Origin of the sequence: Portibacter lacus (genome assembly GCF_021533215.1) — a bacterium.
GTDB classification, from domain to species: Bacteria; Bacteroidota; Bacteroidia; order Chitinophagales; family Saprospiraceae; genus Portibacter; species Portibacter lacus.
The window spans coordinates 35,893-61,453 of the sequence record NZ_JAJNKA010000019.1 but is presented as its reverse complement, the minus strand read 5'-3'; the positions used below and the strand labels follow the sequence as shown (position 1 = coordinate 61,453).

Sequence of the window (25,561 nt, the reverse complement as noted above, 5' to 3'; positions counted from 1 at the left end):
TGTTCAATGCAAGCGAACTGAAAGTAGTATTTTAGACTTTGGTAAGCGTTATAGAGACAATGATTAAGAAAATAAGCAAGCTAACTTTAAAGATATTGGCTGGGATCATCATCCTTGTTATCTTGCTATTGGCACTACTCAGGCTTCCCTTCGTTCAGACGAAAATTGCACATTTCGCAACGACTCAATTATCCAAACAATTAAACACGAAAGTAGCCATCGATAAAGTAGCGATGAATTTTGTAGATGCTGCCAGTATAAAAGGCATCTACATAGAAGATCAGAAACAAGACACTCTTTTATACGCCAAGGAGATTTTCATCGATATTGCATTCTTTAAGTTAATTCGAAAAATCATTGAAATCGACCAGTTAAAGATGAATACTGGTATTATCAATGTTGATGAGAACCAAGATAGTATCTACAATTTCCAGTTCTTAATCGATGCATTTGCTTCCGAAGATACGACTACTTCATCTGAGTCAACGATTGTTATTGATCTAGATAAAGTGAACATTGATAATGTTAGGGCTACCGCCAATTTATTAAGCGGAGAACACAAAGTACATTTCGACAATCTAGATCTTAAGATTAGCAAATTTGACCTTAATAACGAGGTTTTAGTTTTCGACTATATTAGAATGGATGGTCTAGGAGCTGAGAGCTTACTTTATCCTGGAAACGAAGCGAATATTCCGGCTGAACAACCTATTCAAGAAAATACAACCATGGCTTTTCCATTGAGTAGCCTACCTTATAACATTGACATAAAAAAACTACAAGTTAACAATGCCTTTCTCTCTATGAAGGAAAAAGGATTCGTACGGACAGACACCTTTGATGCTAGATTTATAGAAGTTCAAGACCTACAAGTAGATATTGCAGATCTTTCCGTTAATAGTAAACAACTTAGCGGAAGTGTAGACCAAATTAAATTGAAATTGAATAATCAATTTAGCTTAGAAAACTTGAGTGGCCAAGTCGTACTAACGGATCAATCTTTCTCTATTAACAATCTGGACCTACAAACATTAGGAAGCCAAGCTAATGCTAGCATTACTGCTCAATATTCTGATTTTAATGCCCTAGCTTCGATGGATCCTTCTACAAAAATAGATCTCAGAATTCCGTCTGTGAATTTATCCATGAAAAACTTGTCGTATTTCTTACCTCTGGAAGCCATAGAACCATTTATGGATGAAATGCTTAAGATGAGCGGAAGCGCTGAAGGAACATTGGCGAAAATGCAACTTAACAAACTAAATTTAACAGTTGGGAATACCTCAATAGATGCGAGTGGAAAATTTGTCAACCTTCTTAATCCTGATAATATCAGTGTTCAGAATTTCAAATTGAACGGAAAAGCTGATTATGAAGAATATGTTGTTTTCTTGCCGAATGACACCTTGAAAAGACAGCTAAAAGAAATCGGAGACATCAGAATCACGACCAATGCTTCCGGAGGCATGCAAAAACTAAATCTAACGAACCTAGAAATTTATACGGAATCTCTTGCTGAAGCAAAATTTAGTGGCGAACTAGAAAACCTATCTGACACAGAGAAATTAAAGTACGACTTGAAAATTCACCATATCATCTCTGGGTATAAGGATGCTGCTATATTCGTGGATTCACTACCTGAAATGGTAGCAAAATTTGATACAATAAGATATTCAGGAAATGCGAAAGGAACAATATACAATGTTAATCTAGATGGCAGTTTCACGACTTCTTTAGGTGATATCGGAACCGATCTGATGGTACAATTTACACCAGAATATGATGACGCCACTTACCAAGGAAAAATTACTTTTGATCAGTTCAATCTAAGATCGTTACTAGACAATGACAGTCTTAACACAATCACACTTGATGCCAAGTTCGATGGAAGCGGAATAACAACGGAAGACCTAAAAACAAAGATAGATGCAACGGTCTCCCAAGTAGAATACAATGGATATGTCTATGAAAATTTCAATATTGATGGATTTATCGATGGATTAAAATTTACGGGACTTGCTGATATTAATGACAAAAATATTAGGATGAATTTCAAAGGTCTAGTAGATATGAATGACTCGATTCCGATTATGAGATTCGACCTTGCGCTGGATACGCTTAATCTAGAGAAACTCAATCTGGCTGATGAAAAATTCCAAATTCAATTGGATATAAACGCAGATATCGCTGGTCTAAACCCAGACGACGCAGATGGCAGGATTACCATTAAGAATATCCGAATGTATAAAGAGCAGAAAGAATGGTTAACAGACAGCATCACCTTAGTAGCAAAAAAAGAAAATGGCAGAAAGGGCTTGTTTCTGAATGGAGACTTCATTGATGCGAAGGTAGAAGGCGATTATCAGTTGAGCATCTTACCTGATGTGATTCTTGATTTTCTAGACCAGTACTTCCCTTTGAAAAACTTCTTAGGTCGTACTTCCGGCGAAGACGATATCCTTTCATCTCAGGAACTTAAGAAAGTTAGGAACGATGTAATGGATGTCAATTTACAAGTCTTCAATGCTACGGAAGTTGCTCAATTTTTCGATTTCCCTCTAGAAAGACTAGACACGGTAACCTTAGATTTCGCCCTTGACATGCCTAATAATCTAACAGAATTCAAAGCAGTCGCACCTGTGATTATATATGATGGATACTATATAGAAAATATCAAAGCAACAGCTCAGAATAATCCCAACTTAATCAAATCAAATCTACATATAGATTCGGTGTCTATGTCTGAGTCCGTCCACTTAGGAGAAGTAAATCTAGATATGATCTTTCGAGAGCAATCTGCCATCATCAATGGTCTCATTCGAAATCAGAAAGATGAAAAAAGTCTGGCTTTCACATCTCAGATTAGAGCCCAAGACAGCATCAATTTCTCGATCGATATGATTAAAGATTTCTACCTAAATGATCAGAAATGGAATCTTGAACAGGAGTCCTCCATCTTGATCGGTGAGGAAGGAATGGTCATTCCGAAAATTCAAATCAACAATTCTGAAGAGGCGTTTTCGATAGGTGGAACGAGTGACAAAATAGATCTTTCATTTACTAATTTTAATCTGAATAACCTTGTAGACATCGTGGGCATCGATTCACTAGATGTGGATGGACTTATGAATGGAGATCTACAAATAGGGCTGAATGACGAAACGCCAATAGATGGGGATCTTAATATTAACAATATCCGATTTAACGAATTTCAAATAGGAGACCTAGGATTAAAAGCGCAGAAAGAAGGACAAGATGTTACCGCACTTTTGAGTCTGAAAGGAGAGGAAGTATTATTAGAAGGGGATGTAAATTATGACTTATCCAGCTCCTATATGTACGGTAAAGTGCTGATCGAAAAGTTAAACCTTGCCCCGTTTAGTCCTTTCGTTACCTCATATGCGAAAAACTTAGAAGGTGCGATGCAAGGATATCTAGCCATCGATGGACAATTAGCAGACCCACTGATCACAGGAGCTTTATACTTCCAAGAAGTGAAGGCATTCATCGTTGATCTAGGAACAGAATACAAGATCAAGGAAGGTAAAATTAATATTTCTGATGGTCTCATCAAACCGGACGCTACATTAGAGGATCAAGCTGGTAGACTTTCTTACCTGAAAGGTAACATCACCCATGACTTCTTCGATGATATCGCTTTCGATCTAGACTTTAACGCCGAACAATTCATGTTTCTTAATTCTAAGCAGAATAAGCGAGAATATTACTATGGCACATTCGTAGGAAAGGTAGATGCTAAGATTACCGGGACTACCAATCGTCCTGTAATCACTGCTGATATTTCAGCCTTGAAAGAAACTGACTTTACCGTTCAACTGCTGAGTTCAGCTGCTGTTCTTACCCAAGAATCATATATTCTATTTTACGACGGAAACGAAATTAATTCCGAAGAAGCTATCGATAGTATTTCTCAGAAAGTCTATGCACCTAACAGCTCTATCGAACTTAATCTGACCCTTAGCGCAACAGATGATGCCTTATTTCATGTGATCGTAGATCCAGTAACAGGTGATAGACTAGACATCCGAGGGAATACCAACTTAATCGTTACCATTCCTGCATACGGAGACATAAGAATCGTCGGAGATTATATCGTTACTGAAGGAAATTATCGTGTCTCGTATGAGAATACGATTAGGAGAACATTCGCATTAGATGCAGGAAGTAAAATTGTATTTCAGGGCGACCCGTATGATGCCATCCTTGATATGCGTGCATTGTATTCTGCTGATGTTAATACGTATGCACTTCTAGAAAGTTCGGGAGGAAGTCTAGATGATGATAGTGGTTCATTAAGAACAAAAGTGAATGTCGTTTTAAATGTAGATGGAACATTGACAAAACCTGAATTATCCTTTGATATTCAGATTCCAGAATCGTCGTCTAACCCTGTTGGAAATTCAATCACTTCTGCCCTTTCTCAGCTTAGAGAAAACGAAACCCAGTTGCTGGAGCAAGTGGGAAGTATTATCCTTTTCAATAGTTTCGTAGGAGGAAGTAGTGGTGGAAACATCAGTAATGTCGGAACGTCTACCGCAGTTAGTAGTGTAGGAAACTTAATCAATGGTCAACTGAACAAGCTAGCGTCTCGTGCGCAAGGTTTCGAAATAGACTTCAACATTGACCAATATCAAGATATCACCAAAGAGGGCAATGCGAACGTTACCGAATTCGGAATTGGCTTAAAACAGAAGCTTTTTAATGATCGATTGATCATCTCTGCTGGAGGAAATGCCAACTTGGAAACGGGCAACTCAACTAGCAATAACTTTTCTAGTTTTGCAGGTGACTTTGTCATCCAGTACATTCTTACAGCTTCCGGAAAACTGAGGGTTAAAGTATTTCAGAAATCAGATTTCAATGCATTAAGCGATGATAATGTATGGAAAACGGGCGTCGGGCTTTCCTATAAAACAAAATTTGGTCAGATAAAACCTAAGAAATGAAGCGGAGTGGGATCATTATAGTGACAATCTTATTGCTGGCATCGTGCTCGATTCCTAAGTATGTACCAGACGATAAGAAGTTATATAGAGGAGCAGAAATAGAGCTTGCTAAGGATGACAAGCTTGCGGAAGAAGATAGGGTACGAGAAGCCATAGATCTTGCAATCTATCCGAAACCGAATAGAAAGCTTTTGAGTTTGGTTTATTTTAATCTATGGGTTTACTACCGCTTCGATGAAAGCAAAGACAAGTGGTGGTCTAAGTTCATTTACAATCGTTTTGCTGAAGAGCCTGTCTACCTTGATGAAGTCAATATTCCTCTAGTCGAACAGATCATCAAGAAAGAGATGCAGGATGAAGGTTACTTTAATAGCGAAGTTACTGGCGAAGTTCAAGAAAAGGATAAAACTGCCACGATAAAATATAATATTGACGCAACTCCGCCTACCATAATGGCCAAAGTGGAGCGACCGAAAGGAAATACGCCGATCGATTCTCTCATCAGGAGCTTTAGAAGAATGAGTGTCAAAGAAGGAGATCGATACCGAATCGAAGCATTTGATATCGAGCGAGCCGAAGTAACAGAATATGTAAGATCTAAAGGATATTTCGATTTTAATTCACTGGATATTTATTACTTAGTTGATACGGCAAGCATAGACAGTGTGAACGTGATTATGAAGATTAAGAAGCCTGCGAATGACAGCCTGCACAGGAAATATTTCATTAAGAATGTTAATGTTTATACCACTAGTGGAGCATTGGGTTCTGGTGCAATTGCAGATGCTAAAAACAGTTATGTCTGGAAAAATTTAAACATTTACGAGGATTTCAAATTCATCGACAAGAAAACGTTAGAGAGCAATATTCTTATTCAGCCTGACGAAGTTTTTTCAGTGAAAGATTATAGTCTTACCCTATCCCGGTTAATCAACTTGAATATTTTCAAGTATGTCAATATTCAATACGAGAAGTCTGCCGCGGATTCGCTAGATGTCAATATTTTATTAACTCCGACACTGTATCAGAGTGCAAGATATGATGGAGAGTTGTCCACTTCAGATCAAAGTTTTCTGGGTTCTTCTCTTTCCTTTTCATACACCAATGACAATACTTTTAGAAGAGCAGAGAAATTCAGCGCGACGATCAGAGGAGGTACCGAATTGCAGTATAAGGATCTAAATGTAGGATTTTCTATTCTTAATATCGCAGCAGGTGTTGGCTATGAAGTTCCGAGATTGCTCGTGCCATTTCCAACGAGGAAACTAAGGTCTTCTGTAGCACCGAAAACATTTATAAAATTAGAAAACGACTATCAACTCTGGCTAGAGTTTTTCAATGTCAATAGTGCGAATTTTACTTATGGCTATGAATGGAGGACAGAATCAAGGTTTACTTTTACGGCGCAGCCATTGTTTGTGAACTATATTAATTTACTAGGAACTACGACTTATTTTGACAGTATCGCCATTGCACAGCCTAGTCTTAAACTAAGGTATAGCGATAATCTAATTATAGGTTCCCAATTTGGTCTTACCCATACGAATAAACTAACAGAGGGACAACGAAACTCTTATTACTTAAGATGGAATCTAGAAACTTCCGGAAATACTTCGACTATTTTTGCAAATTCTATAACGGGAGTGCCGATTTCACAGTATGTCAGAACGGATATCGAATATCGATTCACACGGAAATTTTCATTTATTGAGAACTTAGTCACTCGAGTTAATTTTGGTATAGTGAAGGCCTATGGAAACTCCGAAGTAGCGCCTTTTACGAAACAATTCTACATGGGAGGTCCTACTACGTTAAGAGGTTTTGCGTTTAGGTCTGTCGGACCAGGAAGGTATCAACAAGAAGATGATTCCGGTATTATTAACCCGATTGATCAATCTGGAGATATAAGAATTTTGCTCAATACAGAGTATCGGTTTCCACTATTTTCCATTTTTCGCGGTGCCTTATTCTTTGATGCTGGAAATGTATGGCTGATCAGAGATGAGGTCTCGAAGCCAGAAGGCCAATTTAAGTTGAACAATTTCTACAAAGAGCTGGCGTGGAATACAGGGTTCGGGTTGAGAGCAGATATAGATTTCTTTGCTGTGCGATTAGATTTTGGTGTTCCACTTTATGAACCTTATGAAAATATAGGTGAGCGGTGGATTCATAAATCACCTGGAACTGGGATTTTCCCGTGGATGAGAGAAAACATTATCTTAAGTGCAGGGATCGGTTATCCTTTTTAAACTAAATTTGTTCTCTGAAAGAATTTTAAAGAATTCCGTAACTTGGTTGTAACGCAATTGGTTTTTCTTACACCAATACTATATCATAAATAATATTATTACTTTTCGGACATGATTAATAAAGAAGCGGAACTAGCGGAAGAATATGCAATTCACACAGACCAAACCTTTTTTTTAACAGGAAAAGCTGGAACGGGAAAGACTACGCTCCTTAAGAAGATCATTGAAAAAAGTTCAAAGAATATTGCTGTGGTTGCCCCTACAGGAGTTGCGGCGATAAATGCAGGTGGAAGTACGATTCATTCCATGTTTGGCTTCCCATTGAAAATATACGTGCCTACTTTTGATCGAGTAGACATCAATAATGCAACAAACAAAGCACTTCTAAAAAATCATCTCCGTTATCGTACGGATAAGCGAAAGGTTATTCAGGCACTGGAGTTATTGATCATAGATGAAATTAGTATGGTTCGTGCAGATACTTTAGACGCGATAGATTATGCTCTGAAATATACACGAAAGAACCAACTCCCTTTTGGAGGAGTGCAAGTCATCGTTATCGGTGATTTATTTCAATTAAGTCCAATTGCTAGAAATCATGATTGGGACATACTGCGCCAGTATTATCCCAGTCCCTATTTCTTTCACGCGAAAGTGTGGAATGAAACGAGACCACTTTTAATAGAATTAAAGAAGGTCTACCGTCAAGAAGAGGAGAACTTTATACATCTTTTGAACGCGATACGAAACGGTAATCCAACAAGTGATGTACTTGATCAACTTAATGAGCAATACGACCCAGACTTTACGACTAAAAATAATGAAAGTATCATCTTAACCACCCACAACAACAAGGCGAATGATATCAATTTGAAAGCTCTTAATTCCTTAGATTCTAGAGCGCATAAATTCAAAGCGGAAGTAGATGGTAATTTTGCTGATTCTGCTTTTCCAATTGATGAAATCCTTACGTTAAAAGAAGGCGCACAAGTCATGTTTATCAGGAATGATACCGAAGAAGGCGCCTACTTTAATGGAAAACTGGCCAAGGTAGAACACATCGGGAGAGAAGATATCAAGGTTCGTTTCCTAGATGACGACCGGACCTATTTTATAGATAAGGTCAAATGGGAAAACAAGGTTTATTCCATAGACAAAGAAACGAATGAAGTCACGCAAGAAGTGGTGGGCTCTTTTAAGCAATATCCTATTCGTCTAGCATGGGCGATCACCATTCACAAAAGTCAAGGTCTAACCTTTGATAAAGCAGTGATAGATATCGGTGATGCTTTTGCAATCGGACAAACTTATGTTGCACTCAGTAGATGCACCAATCTGGAAGGAATGACACTGAAGTCTAAGGTTAATCCAAAAAGTGTCAGAGTAAATGGAGAAGTACAAGCTTTCTACCAATCCGCTCCTAGTATCCAAGAAATCGAAAGTGGTTTAAAAGAAGCAAAGCACTTATATTCAAGAAGAAAATTACGCGCTACGTTTAGTTTCGGATACTTGAAAGATGATATCAATGACTGGATAAGTGTGTTAGAAAAGAAAACTATTCCTGACAAGGCCAAGGCAGTTGACCTTTCTTTACAATTAAACAAAATCCAGAAGAATTTAGATCGAATTTCCCAAAGTTTCCAGTTCCAACTGGACAAACTCTTTCAAGATTATGATGCTTCTGGGGATCCAAGTGAATTACTAGAAAGAATCACGAAAGCAATTGAATATTTCACAAATGATACCTTCGAGAAGTTGATCAAACCAACTCACGAACATTTAGCAGCCTACAGTTTAAAAAAAGGAACGAAAGCATATAATGAAGCAGTTAGTGATCTTTTGGAAATTTTCTGGGGCCGGTTGAATACGCTATATGCATTAGATTTCTTAGGTGAAAAAATATGGAAGGGCAAGCAAATATCTCAGGATGACTTACCACCTATTCCCTCAGCAAAAAAAGTTAAAGGAGAGAAAGCAGATACGTTCGCCATCACATTAGGGCTCTATGAAGATGGAAAAAGTGTAAAAGAAATTGCCAAATTAAGATCTATGGCAGCAACGACTATAGAAGGACATATGGCTCGATGGGTCGAGAAAGGAAAAATAGAAATCACGAAATTTGTCAAACCAGCAAGATTGAAGAAGATATTGCCATTTATTGATAAAAATGAAAGTAAATCACTAACGGAATTGATCAAAGAGATTCCATTTGATACTACTTTTGGTGAGTTAAAACTTGTGATAGCTTACTCTAAATCACCAAAAATGGCCAGCAAATAATATATTAAACTTTAATTTATTCTTAGTCTTGCAAACACACGAGTAGTTTTTAGTGTTAGCATGATTATATGAATATTGCGGAAAAATACATTTCGGTTCGTGGATATACGGAACAGCTCTGCGAGCCCCTTCAAGTGGAAGACTATATTCCTCAACCAGAAGCTTTTGTAAGTCCACCAAAGTGGCATTTAGCGCACACCACTTGGTTCTTCGAAGCATTTGTTTTAGAACCAAATATTCCAACTTATCAGCGTTATCACGAGGATTTCAGTTTTTTATTCAACAGCTACTACAACGCAGCTGGCGATCGAATATTTAGAGCGGATAGAGGGAACATCACTAGACCAGGAGTCCAGGAAATTTATGAATATCGCGCCTATGTTGATAAAGCGATGGAATCCTTGCTTGATAAAGAAGAGCTGAAAGATTTAATCATTATTGGATTAAATCATGAGCAGCAACATCAAGAATTGCTAATCACTGATTTGAAATTTACCTTTTCAGGAAACCCGATTCACCCAGTTTACAAGGATGGATTCTCAATTGCCAATGGTCATAATGCCCATCATAACAAAGTTTCTGTAAGTGAAGGTGTTTATGAAATAGGTCACGAAGGATCGGGATTTTTCTACGATAATGAAAAAGGAAGGCATAAAGTCTACCTTCATGATTTCACCATCGATAACTTTTTAGTCACAAATGGCGAATACTTAGCCTTCATTAATGATGGAGGATATGAAAAAGCTAATCTTTGGCTGGATGAAGGTTGGGCATGGGTTAATGATCGGAAGGCTGCAGCGCCGTTATACTGGTACAACATCGAAGGAGCATGGAAACAATATACCTTAGGCGGACTAAAGGAAATTGAAGAAGGACAGGTTTTAGCGCATGTCAATTTTTATGAGGCATATGCTTATGCAGAATGGGCAGGTCGTAGGTTGCCGACAGAGTTCGAATGGGAAATTGCGTCCGATCAATTAGACTGGGGTGCAAGATGGGAATGGACACATAGTGCTTACCTTCCTTATCCAGGATTTAAAACCGCTGAAGGTGCGCTTGGAGAATATAATGGTAAGTTTATGATCAATCAAATGGTTTTAAGAGGCGGATCTCAAGCAACATCTCCTGGCCATAGTCGAAAAACATACCGTAATTTCTTCCATGCTTCTTCTCAGTGGCAATCGTTCGGAATTAGATTAGCTGATAAATAATACAAAAATGATAGAACCAATAGAACGCAAAGAACTAAAAGGCATTAATAAAGCTACAGAGCAAATACATGTTGCCATTCAATTTCTTTCCATGGCAGGAGAATTTCTAGTCGATAAGAAAGACGATCATAGCAATGCGAATCTTGGCTGGATGCCCGTGAAAGAAAAATTTATCACTCATCCTTTTGGAGCAGATAAAAACTATGTGATGGAATTATCTCCAGGAGATATGACCGTCACCCTACTAAATGTCAGCGATGCTAGTCACGATGTTATAGGACTGAAAGGGAAGACACAAAAAGAAGTTACTAAGTGGATCAAAGACAAACTGAAAGCGCTTAAAATAGAGGGAGGAAGTAAATATAAAATTGCACCACCTTATGACCTTCCAAAGTATGCCGATGTTAAAGACAAAACATTTAAGAAGCCATCTAAAAGGGCAGTATTAGGTTTCACTAAACTGCGAACTTGGGCGGAACACTTTGTGAATAAATACAAGATGCCATATCCATCTGCCGATACAACTAGAACATGGCCTCACCACTTCGATCATGCTTCTTATATTCCTCTTGCACAGAACAAAAAGGGCGAAGATATTAAGTCCATAGGCATGGGACTTGCTATACATGATGACATGATCGCTGAACCTTACTTTTATATTTCTGTTTGGGAGAAAGACAAAGCGCACGATCTCAGTAAAATGAAGGCACTTTCTTCAGGATATTGGTTAAACGATGGCTTCAAAGGAGCAGTGCTTCCAATATTTGACTTAGAAGATGACTTAACTTTCGAAAGTCGAATAGATGCATTCTTCACTGAAAGTCTGGATCAGATTAATAAAATTTTACAACAGAAGGTTAAAAAGAAGAATGGCAAATAATACTGATTTTGAAAGAGATGTGAAGGATGGGTTGAGTTCTAATCCCAAAAAACTATCATCTAAGTACTTTTACGATGATGAAGGGAGTAGAATATTCCAAGAAATCATGGAAATGCCTGAATATTATTTGACCAATGCTGAGTTTGAGATTCTTTCTGAGCAAGCTAAAGGAATTACTGATGCACTTGACTTTGGTGAAGAATTTTCAGTGATTGAACTTGGTGCTGGTGATGGTAAAAAAACATTCGAGCTCTTGTCTTACATGGTAAATAATGGGCTTTCTATCCATTATCGGCCAGTAGATATTTCTGCAGAAGCGATTCATTTATTAGAAGCTGATCTTCAAAATCGTTTACCTAAGTTAAAATTAGAATCACTTGTTGGTGATTACTTCAAGGTTCTTGGGGCACTGCCTAAACGTAGCAAGCCGGCACTTTTCTTATTTCTTGGTTCTAACATTGGCAATTATGAAATTGATGAAGCTAAAGCGTTGATGAAGAGATTCAATCAATTCTTGCAACCTGGAGACAAGATGCTAGTGGGTTTTGACATTATTAAGAATCCAAGAGTAATTTTAAAAGCTTATGATGATCCTCAGGGTATTACCAGGAGATTTAATCTGAATTTATTAAAGAGGATGAATCGAGAACTTGGTATGGATTTCAATCTAGATCAATTTGAATTCTTTCCTTATTACAATCCTAACAATGGTGAACTGAGAAGTTGCTTAGTGAGTTTAGAAGATCAGAAGGTTGGAGAATTTACGTTTGAAAAGAATGAATTAATCCATACTGAACTTTCTAAGAAGTACAGCCTCGATGATATTAAGCAGATTGCCGAAAACAGTGGTTTTTCATTAAGAAAGAACTTTTTTGATTGCAAGAAGTTATTTGCAGATAGTTTATGGGAAAAGGGGTGAAATAACATTTAGATTTAAAGACAGAAAAGAGAGCTAACAACTCAAATATCATAGCTTTTATATTTGCATGAGATCCTATTATAATTAAAAATTAAAATCTTAAAGGACCTTGGGCTCCCACCCGAGACTTTAAAAATTCTCGTACCAAAGTAGGTTTTTGCAGTCAGTAGAACTGATGAAGACAGACCACTTAAATTCAAAAAAGTAAGAAAATGATATCGTACGCACTTAATTCACGATATATCGGATTACCCCTATACTGCCTTCAATTAGTTATCATAGAACATTATAGTAATTCAGAAAAAGCGTAACCACTAATTCTACTTACATCTTGCCAAAAATTAAAAAAGCTCCAGAGAAACTCTGAAGCTTTTATATTAAATCTTAAAACTCTTTATCTTATCCAATAAAAGGAGCAATAACCAATGCCACTACTGACATTAACTTCAACAAGATATTAAGTGATGGTCCAGATGTATCCTTGAATGGATCTCCTACTGTATCACCTACAACTGTCGCTTTGTGAGCTTCACTGCCTTTATAATGCATAACACCGTCGATCTCTACACCTTCTTCAAACATTTTCTTAGCATTATCCCAAGCACCACCAGCATTAGACTGGAAGATGGCCATTAAGACACCACAAACTGTAACTCCTGCAAGTACACCTCCTAACATTTCAGCTCCTCCTAAGAAACCAAATGCTACTGGAGTAGTTACTGCGATTAAACCTGGAAGAACCATCTCCCGAATAGAAGCTTTAGTAGAAATATCTACACACTTGCTATATTCAGCTTTTCCTTCAGCTGCTTCAAATGTTGCAACATCTGCAGCACTCCAATCTTTCTGCTCTTTTCCATCATTCTTTCTCATTACATTCAATGCCGCTTTCAACTCAGGAATATCTTTAAATTGTCTTCTTACCTCATTAATCATATCCATCGCTGCTCTACCCACCGCATTCATAGACAATGCAGAGAATAAAAATGGTAACATTCCACCAACTAATAAACCAGCCATAACCGTTGGATTCGCAACATCAATCGATGTGATTCCAGCAGTTGCCATAAATGCAGCAAACAATGCTAATGCTGTTAATGCTGCAGAACCAATTGCAAATCCTTTTCCGATTGCCGCTGTCGTATTTCCTACTGCATCTAGTTTATCCGTTCTTTGTCTAACTTCTTTTGGTAACTCAGCCATTTCAGCAATACCTCCTGCATTATCCGCAATCGGTCCATATGCATCCACTGCTAACTGAATACCAGTGTTAGATAACATACCTACTGCTGCGATTGCTATACCATAAAGCCCTGCAAAATGATGTGCTCCGATGATCGCAATTGCTAGGATAATAATAGGAAACATGGTAGACATCATCCCTACTCCTAATCCTGCAATGATGTTTGTTGCTGCTCCAGTTAAAGATTGCTTTACAATAGAGAGTACAGGTTTTGTTCCTGTTCCTGTGTAAAACTCAGTTACGATTCCGATTAACAATCCAGCTGCAAGTCCAAATAATACAGCGTAGAATACACCCATATTAGTAAACTCAGTTCCACCTATTGTCCATGTTGCTGGTAAGATCCACTTACAGATTACAAATGTACCTACTAACATTAATGCGAATGATAAATATTCTCCTATGTTTAATGCAGTCTGAGGATTTCCTCCTTCTTTTACTTTTACGAAAAATGTACCGATAATAGAAGTTACAATTCCTAGACACGCAAGTAATAAAGGCAGTAATACTGCATTCATTCCTCCAAATTCATTGCCACTATCAAATCCAGTAACTCCTATAAAAGCAGCTCCTAATACCATCGTACCGATGATCGATCCAACATATGACTCAAATAAATCTGCACCCATTCCGGCTACATCCCCTACGTTATCACCAACGTTATCCGCAATCGTTGCAGGATTCAAAGGGTGATCTTCAGGAATTCCAGCTTCAACTTTTCCTACAAGGTCAGCTCCTACATCAGCAGCTTTTGTGTAGATCCCTCCACCTACTCTTGCGAATAAAGCGATTGAACTTGCACCAAATGAAAATCCAGTTAGGATTGTAATTACTCTAGATACTTGGTCTTGAGTTTCTATACCATACATCTGAGAATATAAAGCGAATAATAGACCTAATCCTAAAACTCCTAATCCAACTACACCTAATCCCATTACTGCTCCACCACCGAAAGCTACTTCTAATGCTTTCCCTAGACCAGTTCTAGCAGCATTTGTTGTTCTTACATTAGCCTTGGTCGCTACTTTCATTCCAATAAATCCAGCCAATGCTGAAGAAACGGCACCTAATACAAATGACAATGCAACAAGTGGAGAAGATGCTTCAGATCTTCCACTCAAAAACATTAAAACTGCAACTGCCAATACAAAAATTGATAATACTTTATACTCTGCCTTTAAAAAAGACATCGCACCATCAGAAATATATTTGGCAATATTTGCCATTTTTTCTGTTCCTACTTCTTGCTTTGATACCCAAGCAGATTTCCAAGCAGTGTACAATAATGCTATAATCCCGAAAACAGGAATTATATATATTAAAGTTTGTCCCATCGTTTATATTTTGTTAATTAATGAATTTCAATTGTTTGCACAATTTCAAGCGGATGCAAAACTACATTTAATTTGGTTTTTTCCCAATAATCCGAAGTCAATTTATCACAGAAGATTCCAGAAGTAGGTTTTAACTATATAAAATATTTTTTTAGACTAATCTAAATATATTATTATCTTTATATAAAAAAAGCGTATTCATGGTTACACATACCGAGGAAAATTACCTTAAAGCTATCTATAAAATATCAGAAAAAGATAAAAAACCCGCAGGAACCAACGCTATTGCGAAAGAAATGGATACTTCCGCTGCTTCCGTCACAGATATGCTGAAACGCTTATCTGAAAAGGGTTTTATCAAATATCAAAAATACAAAGGCGTTAATTTAAGCTCTAAAGGTTCTAAAATCGCTACTAATCTTATCCGTAAGCACCGCTTATGGGAATCTTTCCTTGTGGACAAATTAGATTTTACATGGGATGCTGTTCATGATATCGCAGAGCAAATGGAACATATAAAATCTGAAGTTTTGGTCCAGAAGCTCGATGAATATTTAGGCTTCCCAAAATTTGACCCTCATGGAGACCCAATACCTAATGCAGATGGTAAATTTACACTTCGTGTACAAATCTTACTATCCCTTCTTCGGAAAAATGACAAAGCGGTAATAATAGGAGTGAAGGAACACGATGATGATTTTCTAAGATTTCTAAATTCTAAGAACCTCCAACTAGGTTCAAAAGTTATCATCATAGAAAAAAATGACTACGATAAGTCTATGACCGTTACGGTAGAAGGTGTGCAAGTAATGCTATCCGAAAAAATTACTAAACAAATTTATGTAAAAAAACACGAATGATTAAGTACCTTATTTTCATATTCAGCTTCACCAGTTTGGTTACGATCAGTGCCGACGCTCAGAAGAAAACATTGGTAGCCAGCGCCTCTATGATGGCGGATATGGCTGAAAACATTGCAGGTGATCTTGTTGATGTAAAATACATCGTTCCCAGAGGACAAGATCCTCATTTATACAAACCGACACCAAGTGATGTCATCATGGTTCAGAATGCAGATCTGATCATCATTAATGGCCTGACCTTCGAAGGATGGATCGCTAAACTTATAGCTAATTCTGGAACGAAAGCAAGCACAAAAACAATTACCGAAGGCATTACCCCGATCCAAAGCTCCAAATACAAAAACTCTTTCGATCCACACGCATGGATGGACGTCAACCTCGTTCAGACGTATATTCTTAATATTAAAAATGCGCTCATCGAGCTTCTACCAGAACACACAGAAACTTTCGAGGCTAACTTCACTACTTATTCTATGAAGTTGAAACGGTTAGATTCCTACATTAAAAATCAAATAGAATCTATTCCTGAAAGTCAGAGGATCTTGATTACTTCACATGATGCATTCGAGTATTTCGGAAGACGTTACGGACTTCAATTAGAAGCTATCGTAGGGATTTCCACTGAAGCTGAAGTGCAGTCATCTGATATCATTCGGGTTCATAAAGTGATTAAAGAAAGTAGGGTGCCTGCAATTTTTATGGAAAGTACTATCAATCCCAAAATACTCCAGCAAATAGCAAAAGACAACAACATCGTAATCGGCGGTGAATTATATGCAGATTCACTAGGTGATAAAGATTCACCAGCCAGCACCTATTTAAAAATGCTTAAGCACAATATTGACACCATCGTAAATGGGCTGACCAGGCAAGCTAAAGCAGAAGGAGAAAAAGTCGAATCTAATACCAAGTTTGCCTACTGGTCTTATGTCCTTCTAGGCCTCGGTTTTATTATCATCGCTGGATTTGTGATCAGAAAACTAAACAATTAATTATGGATAATCCAATTAGCATCAAAGGGCTCAGTGTTTCTTATGAACGAAAAAGGGTTTTATCTAATATATACCTCGAGATTGTGCAGGGGAGCATTTATGGTGTCGTCGGACCAAATGGTGCTGGAAAATCTACCCTTTTCAAATCTATCCTAGAACTTATCGATATTAATTCTGGTGTGATCAAAATACTAGGCGAGGACATCAAAGAAGTTCGGAAAAGAATTGCCTATGTTCCTCAGAAAGATGATGTCGACTGGAATTTCCCAGCATTAGTGAATGATATCGTTTTAATGGGAAGGTATCCTCACAAGAAAGTTTTCCAGATGCTCAATAAAGAAGATCAAAGAATTGCAGATGATGCCATGAAAGAACTAGGCATTCTGGATCTTAAACAAAGACAAATTGGCGAACTTTCCGGAGGTCAGCAGCAACGTGTTTTTCTTGCTAGAGCAATGGCACAAGAAGCTGAAATCTTCTTATTAGATGAACCGTTCGTAGGTGTGGATATGACTACAGAAGAAAAGATTATTAAAACATTGAAAAGACTCGCAACACAGAATAAAACCATGCTTGTCGTTCATCATGATCTTTCCACAGTCGAAGAATATTTCGATCATGTGATTCTTTTGAACCAACGTCTAATTGCCGATGGACCCACTGCGACAACATTTACACAGGCAAATATCTCTAAAGCATATGGTGCTAAATTGAACCTTCTTAACCAGATCTAAACGCTAAACGGATCGGCTATCATAGACTAGTACCTTCTCCCAAAGATGCCCGCATTTTTCGATAAATGCTTTATGCTTCGGATGTGACTGATAGATAGCTTCGTCTGCTTCATTTTCGAAAATCAACATTTCTGTAACAGAAAAGCTACCATCTACGACGCCTCTCTGCTCCGTTGCCGCTGGAAGCCCTACATGTATTCCTTTCACCTGCTCTATTGTCCCTAATTCCTTAATTCCATCTATGAGTGCCTGCTTATCCTCTTCAGAATCACTATTCTTTAGCCAGAAAAATACATGATGAACGATGTTAAAAGTTGATGATGTCATATTTTGATAAATTTCTTTTGTGTCAATACTTGATCTTGGTTATTATGCAAGGATAATAAATAAAAACCTTTCTCTAGTGAGGTAACATTAATTTTATTCGCTCCATTCTTTATCTCCTTCTCTAAAACTTTAGAACCTGTATTGCTATAGATTACCACTTTCGAGTTTCCTATTTCATCCCAATGAAGATTAAGAAAATCTTGTACAGGATTCGGATGTATACTGAGCTCCACTATATGATGCGTGGAAATGGAAGAAGGCATCTGCTCTATTTCATTTCTAAATGCTCTGAAATCTCCGTTACTCGCTATAAAGTCTACATCGCCATCTTGATCAAAATCAGCAGAAATAAGCTCATATATTGGCCTCATCCCACTTACTTCATGCTGTGTGAAAACCAAGCCCTGATTCTTATACCATCTCATATTCTCAGTATAGTCACCGATAACTACATCTAATGTTCCGTTACCATCAAAGTCTGCAATTTCGAATTGGGACAGATCTCCTTCATTATTCGGATCAACTAAATCTCGACTCACAAACCCGAATACATCGTTTTGTATAAATGCTGTAAGTCGCTTATCATTTAGACCAAGGACATCCATCTTTCCATCTTTGTTAATGTCTATCATTTTCACTTGAACAGCACTGTTTAACGCATTAATATCGAAAGAAGATAACTTGGTGAAATTATTCAAACTGTCATTAAGATAGATCGCAACCGTCTCACCAGAAAACTTGTCAATTGCTAGCGCAATATCTTGGTCACCATCATTATCTATATCTCCATAATCAACTGAAGAGATATCATTCACATGCTGCATTATAGGTCCAGCACTTAGTGTTCCACTGCCATCATTAACAAAGGTAGAAACAGCATTCGTATTATACACAAAACCTATGAGATCCATATCCCCATCTCCCTCTAAGTCTAAAAACTTCAGTTGATTAGCGCCACTTAATCCAGGTTCTTCTTGAGTGAAAGTATTATCACCATTGTTTCTGAGTATCATAATTGAATTAGAAAGATCTAATGACACTGCAATATCGAAATCACCGTCTCCATCTAAGTCTCCTATAGCAGGTGACCCTCTGAACAGTTCTGAAGAAGCAATTCTAACCACATCAAATTTTATGGTGGTATCTGAAACATTGATTAAAACCTCTAAATCTATAGGTTCTACAGCTTTGTAATGATATCCAATCAAGTCTGGTTTGCCATCTTCGTTAAAGTCCACTTCCTCAAATGTACTTAGACCTCCATCCATGTAAGAATCAACTTCGAAATCTTGTCCATTAAGAGAGAATGTAGAGATAACAGCTAGCAGAAAAATCAGGTAAGCGCTGATAATATTATTCATTGATCATTTATTTGTCACAAATAACGGAAACAAATAAGACATTGCAAGAAGAATGAAGCAATTGTATAGTGTTTTAATGCTTTTATGTCAATGTGAGGATCATACTCATATTGCATTCTTCATCTACAGATCATAAAACCAAATTAACTAGCAAGCGCTATTAGTCTAGCTAGATGATAGTCTAGGATTATTAACTTCCATTTTCAGCGATCAGATCCCGAATACCGCTTTAAATTCCGCACTTTGTCGCCTTGAAACTTCCACTTCTTCACCTGTGATCAGCGTGATTTTCAGCTTCCCATTAAAACTTGGAGCAATATTATTCACAAACTTGACATTGATGATTTCCTGTCGATTGGCTCTGAAAAATCGCTTATCCTCAAGAATTTCCTCTAGGTAACTCAGAGACTTCAGAATCATAGGCTTTTCATTTTCAAAGTAAATTCTCGTGTAATTTCCCATTGATTCAAACAAGCGAATATCCTCTATCTTGACAAACCAACATTTATCGCCATCCCTAACAAAAACTTGCTGATCTACAGAAAGCTTTTCTTGCTTCTCTTTGCTTTCCATTGGCAACTTTTCCAAAGCTTTTGCTAATCGCTCTTGACTTATAGGCTTCATCAGATAATCAATGGCATTATATTCAAAAGATTTAATGGCGTATTCGTCAAATGCGGTTGTAAAAATAACCGGCGGAACAAAGTCAAGTGCTTCTAGAACTTCAAATCCATTCTTCCCAGGCAAATGAATATCGAGAAAGATAACTTCAGGATTATGTTCTTTAATCTGTATAATGGCATCATCTCCATCTGATGCGGTATAAATGTGTTCGAATCTCCCTAATGCTTCCACCATCTTCACTAATTCGTTTCTAGCAAGTCTTGAATCTTCTACTACAATCGCTTTCATTCCTTATTCGTTTTAGGTAAGGTTAATATCGCAATGACAAATCCTGATTCCTCTTCTAATGTTAGATGTGCTTTATTTCCGTAAATCAAGTTCAGCCTTTCTCTAATGTTTTTCATCCCCACTCCTATTTTTTTCTGAATGGTTTGCTTCCCATTTAACGTCCCAGTATTTTTTACCGTAAGTATGATTTTATCTCCCTCAGATCTTGCACCTATAATTACTTCCCCTCCATTCGGAAGTTCAGAAATACCATGTTTAATAGCATTCTCTACCAAAAGTTGGATCATCATCGGTGGAATTCTTACTTCTTCCAATGAAACTTCTATTTCAAAAGTATAACTCAACTTTTCTTCGAATTGAATAGATAGCAATTCTAAATACTTCTTAACGATCTCAATCTCATCGCCCAGTTCCACTAAACTTTTATCATTATAGACCAGCGAGTATCGAAACATATCAGAAAAGTGCAACAACATCTCCTTTGCCTTGTCAGCATCTTCAGAAATAAGCGCTCGAATATTATTGATCGCATTAAACATAAAATGTGGATTAATCTGAGCCTTTAGATTGCCTAACTCCGCTTCTTTTACTGCTGCTTCTAATTTCCATCGCTCGGACTCTGCATTCTTCCAATTGTGCAAATAATGAATCATAAAGTACAAACTGTTCCAGATCAGCATTAGCGTTCCGAAAGTAAACGAATTCCCTAGAACTTCATTGATACTTAGAAATTTGCGATCATGCATAAAATACATGATGATACTTATACCTATTAAGATGACAAGAATTAACAAGAGGGTACTACCAATAATAATGATGATGGTCCGCCCTATATTCATAAGATTCAGGTCCACTTTCTTAATGATAGATCTATAAATAGTAGTGGTAATAAATCCCGCAGCAAAAGCGATTATAGAATTAATAATCGCCTGCTTAAATAAGCCCAAGGTGTAATACTGCAATAAGAAGTTCGCGATACCAAGTAGGCCCCATCCAACAGTCTGTGCAATCCAAAAATTCCTATTACTAATTGCTATCATTTCTTATCAAAACTTTCTATCCAATTTAAAACTAAATCTAATGCTTCTTGATTAAAAGTTTCTTCGATCGTTCCATATTCATTCGGCGATCCAGTTTCTGATTGTTGAAATAAATGATTGAGACCTTCTAATTTTTCTATCTGGTAATTTTTATTTCCTGCTTTCTTTAAGTTCTCTTCTATTCCTTTTAAGTTAGAATCAGCCAATACTTGTAAATCATTAGAACCATTTATCGCTAACACCGGAATCGTAACTTTACTAAGATATGGTGCAGGAGAAAACCCTAGAAAGTATCGAAACCATGGTTGTGTAACTGCATTAACTTGATTTTCCACCTCTTTCTCGATGTCACCTATTTCTTTGATTTGCTCTTCCGTAAGCTTTGCAAATTCCTTTCTCAACTGAACCTCAATTGCAGCTTTCAGTTCGTCTGTAGGCATCTCTTTATTTTCCTTAATCATTGTGAAAATCAACTTCGATGCTTGTTTGCTGAATTGAATCGTTTCTTCATCAACTTCATTAGCTCTTGAAATGGCTTCCGTCTGCTCTAATAATAACTCATCCGAATCTATTCCAGGTCCCGCAAGTAGGACGATGAAATCTAATGGCATTTTCGTCGCCACAACTGGAGCAATAAGTCCACCTTCGCTATGCCCCATTACACCTATTTTCTTTCCTTTCATATCTGAGCGCCCTCTCAAGTATGTAACTGCCGCCATTGCATCTTCAGCTAAGTCCATAGAGGTCGCCGATCCAAAATCACCTGTTGACTCCCCCACTCCTCTATCATCGTATCTTAAAACAGCAACTCCATTCTTAGTTAAGTAATCAGACAATACAAGAAATGGCTTATGTCCTAGCAGCTCTTCATTTCGGTCTTGTGGGCCGGATCCTGAAACAAGTACAACTACTTTCTCAAACTTTCCATTTTCAGGAATCGTCAGCGTTCCAGCAAGTGAATGTCCACCTTCTTTATTTTCAAATTTTACATCCTCCACCTTGTAATCAAAAGTGCTAGGTTCTTGTGGTCGCTTAACTTCCTTTTTCTCTATCTTTTCCCTTGTCAATTTTAGCGGAATAACTTGACCACCCTGATAAAACTTGCCCTCTATTACATCAGTCTCCGCATCAAACTCACCTTGAACTTTAATCCCCATAGCTTTTGCTTCTATTTCCACTTTATTATCTTCAAAAGTAGTCGCGTCTGTCGCTAAACCAAATGCTCCTTGATCCGGGCTATCCATTGTAGAGGTCAATTCATCGTTTTCCTCACTTACATGAAATACTAATCGGAGCTGTGTCCCCATGATGTCTAAGGCGCCATTCCAGTCACCCGCAATTGGATGATTACTCAGATTTTCTTTCGTGAATTTCTCTTCCATCCTTTTAAGTGTGATAGGCAGACTCATTGGCCCTTGGTTAAATTTTCCAGAGATTTCATCTTTACTTGGGTCAAATGTAGCAATGGTCTCCATGCTCATTTGGGCATTTTTTATGGTCAATGTTTGATCCTGAAATGTTGTTGCATCCATCTTAATATCGAATGCACCTTGATTCGGACTATCCATAGTACTGGCATATACTCCATCACTTTCAGAAATATGGAAAATGATAGTTAAAGAATTCCCTTGTACTTCTAATTTTCCTTCCCAGTCACCTACAACAGATTGCCCTATTAACTGCATCGTTGAGATTGCAAAAATGGCGAGTGTTAGTATTCTATTTATCATCTGTATTTATATTTATCGTTAATAATAATACAAACATAGTCTCAGAAAAGGGAGAAATCTAGTCAATTGTGATGAGTGGTAGGAAAAAATGATGAGCGGTATCTACTTGCTTAATTGCAAATTTTCTCTTGGTACAGATGAAAAATTGAAACCTGATTTTCTAGTAAACAGATTGAAAAGGATTGGTATCAATACAAAGCCAACACCTAGTCCTATTATAAGCCATGAATTAGCAAAGATTGGCCCTGATGAGCAGATTATTAAAATTAGAATCGTACTAAATGGTAGGGAAAAGGCGAGCATGTTTAATGCTAATTTAGAATCAAAAGTTTTAACACCCTTCTTTTTCTCTAAAGATTTAACAGCCGTCATATGTGCATATGGCCAAAAACTAAATGCACTTTGAGGAAAAGCTACAACTAATATTAATGACGCTAATGAAAGGTTACTTGGTAGAAAAAGCAATATAATTCCACTTATGATAAATGCAATACCTGATTTCCAAAAAAGAATCTGTAGAATAAGTTTAACTGCTTTTCTATTTACATTTACTGCTAGACCAATGAAAATTAAAACCAGAGGTGTCATGATGAGACTTAGCCTTTGTGCAACAGATTGTATAAATATTGGTAATGAATTTAAATTGAGTCCGAAAATCAGCATTCCTAAACCCACGAAAAGAACAATATTTATGGGCTCATTAACCAAAGCAAGTAAAAGTCCTTTAATTTTTCCACCTTCTTTCGTACTCTTTTCACCTTTTCGAATAGTTAATTTATAGAACCAGTGCATGGCTATCAAGTAAAGTAAAATCAAACCGAAAAACTTATTACCTACATCTGCAAAAGCTGCATATGCTAAACTTTGCTCGCCCAAGTATTCTATAATAAAAGGAAAACATGAAAGGCCTGGAGCCATGGAAGCTGAAAGTAAGAGAATTGTTCTCCCTTTAGCGCTATCATATTTAATACCCAAGCATTTGAGTAATGCGAACCCACTGCCAAAAAGTAGAATATTTATTACGAAGGCGAGCAGGGGAAGTATGAGTAAATTAAAAGCGATATCAATTTTTAATAACGCGATAAAAATAGTTGCTGGAAGCGCAAGACTTAAAATGATAGATTTGATACCTCCAAGTTGCTCTTTGGAGGATATCTTCCTCTTCATTAAAATTCCGATTCCAATAAAAAGTAGACATACCAGCGTTTTTGTCAATCCTTCTCCCATGTGCTAATCTATGCAATGACTTTTTTCAAAGCTTCCATAAACATTTTCATTTCTGTCATGGTGCCCATGCTTACACGACAATAGGATTGATCAAAAATCTGGAACGCCCGAACACCTACTTGAAGATCAAACATCTCTTTCAAAAATGGCTTCCCATCCATTGCAATGGGGAATAAGATAAAACTGGTTTGTGAAGGCACGTATTTAATATTCATCGAACTTAGCTCATCACATACATAAGAACGGCATTCTGCATTTTTCGCAATAGAGTCTGATACAAAGTTCTCGTCCTTAAGACTAGCAATTGCAGCATGCAAAGCGGTAATATTTAATCCCATATTACTTCTCACCATATGCTCTATTTTCTCAAGGGTGGAAGGCAAGGCTACTATATATCCAACTCTAATGCCTGCCATTCCGTATACCTTTGAGAACGTTCTACTTATGATTACATTTTTGCCTTTATTTACTAAACCGACCATACTCTTTTGCTCTTCTGGCTCCATGAATTCGAGGTAAGCTTCATCCACGAACACAGGTTTCTTATCGGCTACTTCTTCACAAAATTTCCAAATTTTATCCGCTGGAGTAATGGTAGCGGTGGGGTTATTAGGATTACAGATGTAAACCAATTTGGTTTTATCATCGATTGCTGCTTTCATCGCATCTAAATCGTATTCCCAGTTCTCCTTTACTTTTACTGCCTTCCATTCTGCGTTGAATGATTTTGCAGTATTGATAATCGACATATAAGTTGGGTCAGCAGCAACAATATTTCCACCTTCTAAAAAGTGAGTTATTCCTACTTTTTCAAGCAGATCAGATGATCCAGGGCCTAACATGATATGATCTGGAGTTACGCCTTCCTTAGCTGCAAGCATCTCTATAAGTTCTTGTGCTTGCTTATGTCCATATCTATTACCCATTGATACCGAATCAATGATTGCTTCCTTAGCTGCCTCAGAAGGCCCATATGGATTCTCGTTTGCTAACAATCTAGCTTTCAAAGCTGGAATTCTATCCTTATATGGACTATTTTCCCATTCTAAAAAACGGCTAGTATTAGGAGATGTACTTATTCTAGGTTGTGTGAAATCTAAGTTCCTTGCGATGACTGAGCCCGCAGATGTTAGCGCGATAGTTTTTAACCAAGTTCTTCTTTGCATTGCCATTATTATGATTTTGGATACAAATAAAATTCGCATTAAAAAATGGAATCACTTCGATAGTTTTATTAGAATTTGTTATCGCTATCGGTAGAATTAGCGTAAAAACTAGCTATACAAAAGGAG

At 37.3% G+C, this 25,561-nt stretch carries 17 protein-coding genes; 9 read left to right on the top strand and 8 right to left on the bottom strand.

Annotated features, from left to right (window positions below):
* Window positions 1–59 precede the first annotated feature (59 nt).
* The 6 genes from L2586_RS22530 (at window position 60) to L2586_RS22505 (ending at window position 12,506) form a co-directional block, all read left to right on the top strand.
* Complete coding sequence (locus L2586_RS22530) at window positions 60–4,967, top strand: translocation/assembly module TamB domain-containing protein (RefSeq protein WP_235295227.1); 4,908 nt, start codon at window positions 60–62, stop codon at window positions 4,965–4,967.
* Window positions 4,964–7,216 carry a translocation and assembly module lipoprotein TamL gene (gene tamL / locus L2586_RS22525; protein ID WP_235295226.1) on the top strand — a complete coding sequence of 751 codons (2,253 nt, stop codon included), beginning with the start codon at window positions 4,964–4,966 and terminating at the stop codon, window positions 7,214–7,216. Before L2586_RS22530 ends, tamL begins: the two co-directional genes overlap by 4 nt.
* Before the next feature lie 111 nt (window positions 7,217–7,327).
* Complete coding sequence (locus tag L2586_RS22520) at window positions 7,328–9,496, top strand: helix-turn-helix domain-containing protein (RefSeq protein WP_235295225.1); 2,169 nt, start codon at window positions 7,328–7,330, stop codon at window positions 9,494–9,496.
* Window positions 9,497–9,564: 68 nt separating this feature from the next.
* A complete protein-coding gene (gene egtB, locus L2586_RS22515; protein ID WP_235295224.1) occupies window positions 9,565–10,707 on the top strand; it encodes an ergothioneine biosynthesis protein EgtB in 1,143 nt (380 codons plus the stop codon).
* Window positions 10,708–10,714: 7 nt separating this feature from the next.
* On the top strand, window positions 10,715–11,587 hold the full coding sequence (locus L2586_RS22510) for a hypothetical protein (RefSeq protein ID WP_235295223.1): 873 nt from the start codon (window positions 10,715–10,717) through the stop codon (window positions 11,585–11,587).
* On the top strand, window positions 11,577–12,506 hold the full coding sequence (locus tag L2586_RS22505; protein ID WP_235295222.1) for an L-histidine N(alpha)-methyltransferase: 930 nt from the start codon (window positions 11,577–11,579) through the stop codon (window positions 12,504–12,506). Before L2586_RS22510 ends, L2586_RS22505 begins: the two co-directional genes overlap by 11 nt.
* Window positions 12,507–12,905: 399 nt before the next feature.
* Here the strand turns inward: L2586_RS22505 and L2586_RS22500 are convergent, their stop codons facing one another.
* Window positions 12,906–15,083 (bottom strand): sodium-translocating pyrophosphatase, encoded by a 2,178-nt coding sequence (locus L2586_RS22500; protein ID WP_235295221.1) that lies wholly within the window; start codon window positions 15,081–15,083, stop codon window positions 12,906–12,908.
* Between the two features lie 200 nt (window positions 15,084–15,283).
* On the opposite strand from L2586_RS22500, the gene L2586_RS22495 reads away from it, so the two are divergent.
* Genes L2586_RS22495 through L2586_RS22485 form a run of 3 tightly spaced genes read left to right on the top strand, consistent with a single transcriptional unit; the run spans window position 15,284 to window position 17,672 of the window.
* Window positions 15,284–15,943 carry a metal-dependent transcriptional regulator gene (locus tag L2586_RS22495; RefSeq protein ID WP_235295220.1) on the top strand — a complete coding sequence of 220 codons (660 nt, stop codon included), beginning with the start codon at window positions 15,284–15,286 and terminating at the stop codon, window positions 15,941–15,943.
* The gene (locus L2586_RS22490; protein WP_235295219.1) at window positions 15,940–16,938 is read left to right on the top strand and encodes a metal ABC transporter solute-binding protein, Zn/Mn family; all 999 of its coding nucleotides are present in this window, start codon (window positions 15,940–15,942) and stop codon (window positions 16,936–16,938) included. The genes L2586_RS22495 and L2586_RS22490 overlap by 4 nt, the downstream gene beginning before the upstream one ends.
* A 2-nt stretch (window positions 16,939–16,940) precedes the next feature.
* The gene (locus L2586_RS22485) at window positions 16,941–17,672 is read left to right on the top strand and encodes a metal ABC transporter ATP-binding protein (RefSeq protein WP_235295218.1); all 732 of its coding nucleotides are present in this window, start codon (window positions 16,941–16,943) and stop codon (window positions 17,670–17,672) included.
* Between the two features lie 3 nt (window positions 17,673–17,675).
* Here the strand turns inward: L2586_RS22485 and L2586_RS22480 are convergent, their stop codons facing one another.
* The 7 genes from L2586_RS22480 to L2586_RS22450 all read right to left on the bottom strand — a co-directional run bounded on the left by L2586_RS22480 (window position 17,676) and on the right by L2586_RS22450 (window position 25,441).
* Window positions 17,676–17,999, bottom strand: coding sequence for a Dabb family protein (locus tag L2586_RS22480; protein WP_235295217.1), 324 nt, complete (start codon window positions 17,997–17,999; stop codon window positions 17,676–17,678).
* Window positions 17,996–19,360, bottom strand: a complete 1,365-nt coding sequence (locus tag L2586_RS22475; RefSeq protein WP_235295216.1) for an FG-GAP-like repeat-containing protein — start codon at window positions 19,358–19,360, stop codon at window positions 17,996–17,998. The genes L2586_RS22480 and L2586_RS22475 overlap by 4 nt, the downstream gene beginning before the upstream one ends.
* A 210-nt stretch (window positions 19,361–19,570) precedes the next feature.
* Window positions 19,571–20,272, bottom strand: coding sequence for a LytR/AlgR family response regulator transcription factor (locus L2586_RS22470; RefSeq protein ID WP_235295215.1), 702 nt, complete (start codon window positions 20,270–20,272; stop codon window positions 19,571–19,573).
* Window positions 20,269–21,312 carry a sensor histidine kinase gene (locus L2586_RS22465; protein WP_235295214.1) on the bottom strand — a complete coding sequence of 348 codons (1,044 nt, stop codon included), beginning with the start codon at window positions 21,310–21,312 and terminating at the stop codon, window positions 20,269–20,271. The genes L2586_RS22470 and L2586_RS22465 overlap by 4 nt, the downstream gene beginning before the upstream one ends.
* Entirely contained in the window at window positions 21,309–23,042 is a 1,734-nt protein-coding gene (locus L2586_RS22460) for an alpha/beta hydrolase family protein (RefSeq protein WP_235295213.1), read from the bottom strand. The genes L2586_RS22465 and L2586_RS22460 overlap by 4 nt, the downstream gene beginning before the upstream one ends.
* A 102-nt stretch (window positions 23,043–23,144) precedes the next feature.
* Window positions 23,145–24,209 (bottom strand): AEC family transporter, encoded by a 1,065-nt coding sequence (locus tag L2586_RS22455; RefSeq protein ID WP_235295212.1) that lies wholly within the window; start codon window positions 24,207–24,209, stop codon window positions 23,145–23,147.
* A 68-nt stretch (window positions 24,210–24,277) separates the two neighbouring features.
* A complete protein-coding gene (locus L2586_RS22450; RefSeq protein ID WP_235295211.1) occupies window positions 24,278–25,441 on the bottom strand; it encodes a pyridoxal phosphate-dependent aminotransferase in 1,164 nt (387 codons plus the stop codon).
* Between the last annotated feature and the right edge of the window lie 120 nt (window positions 25,442–25,561).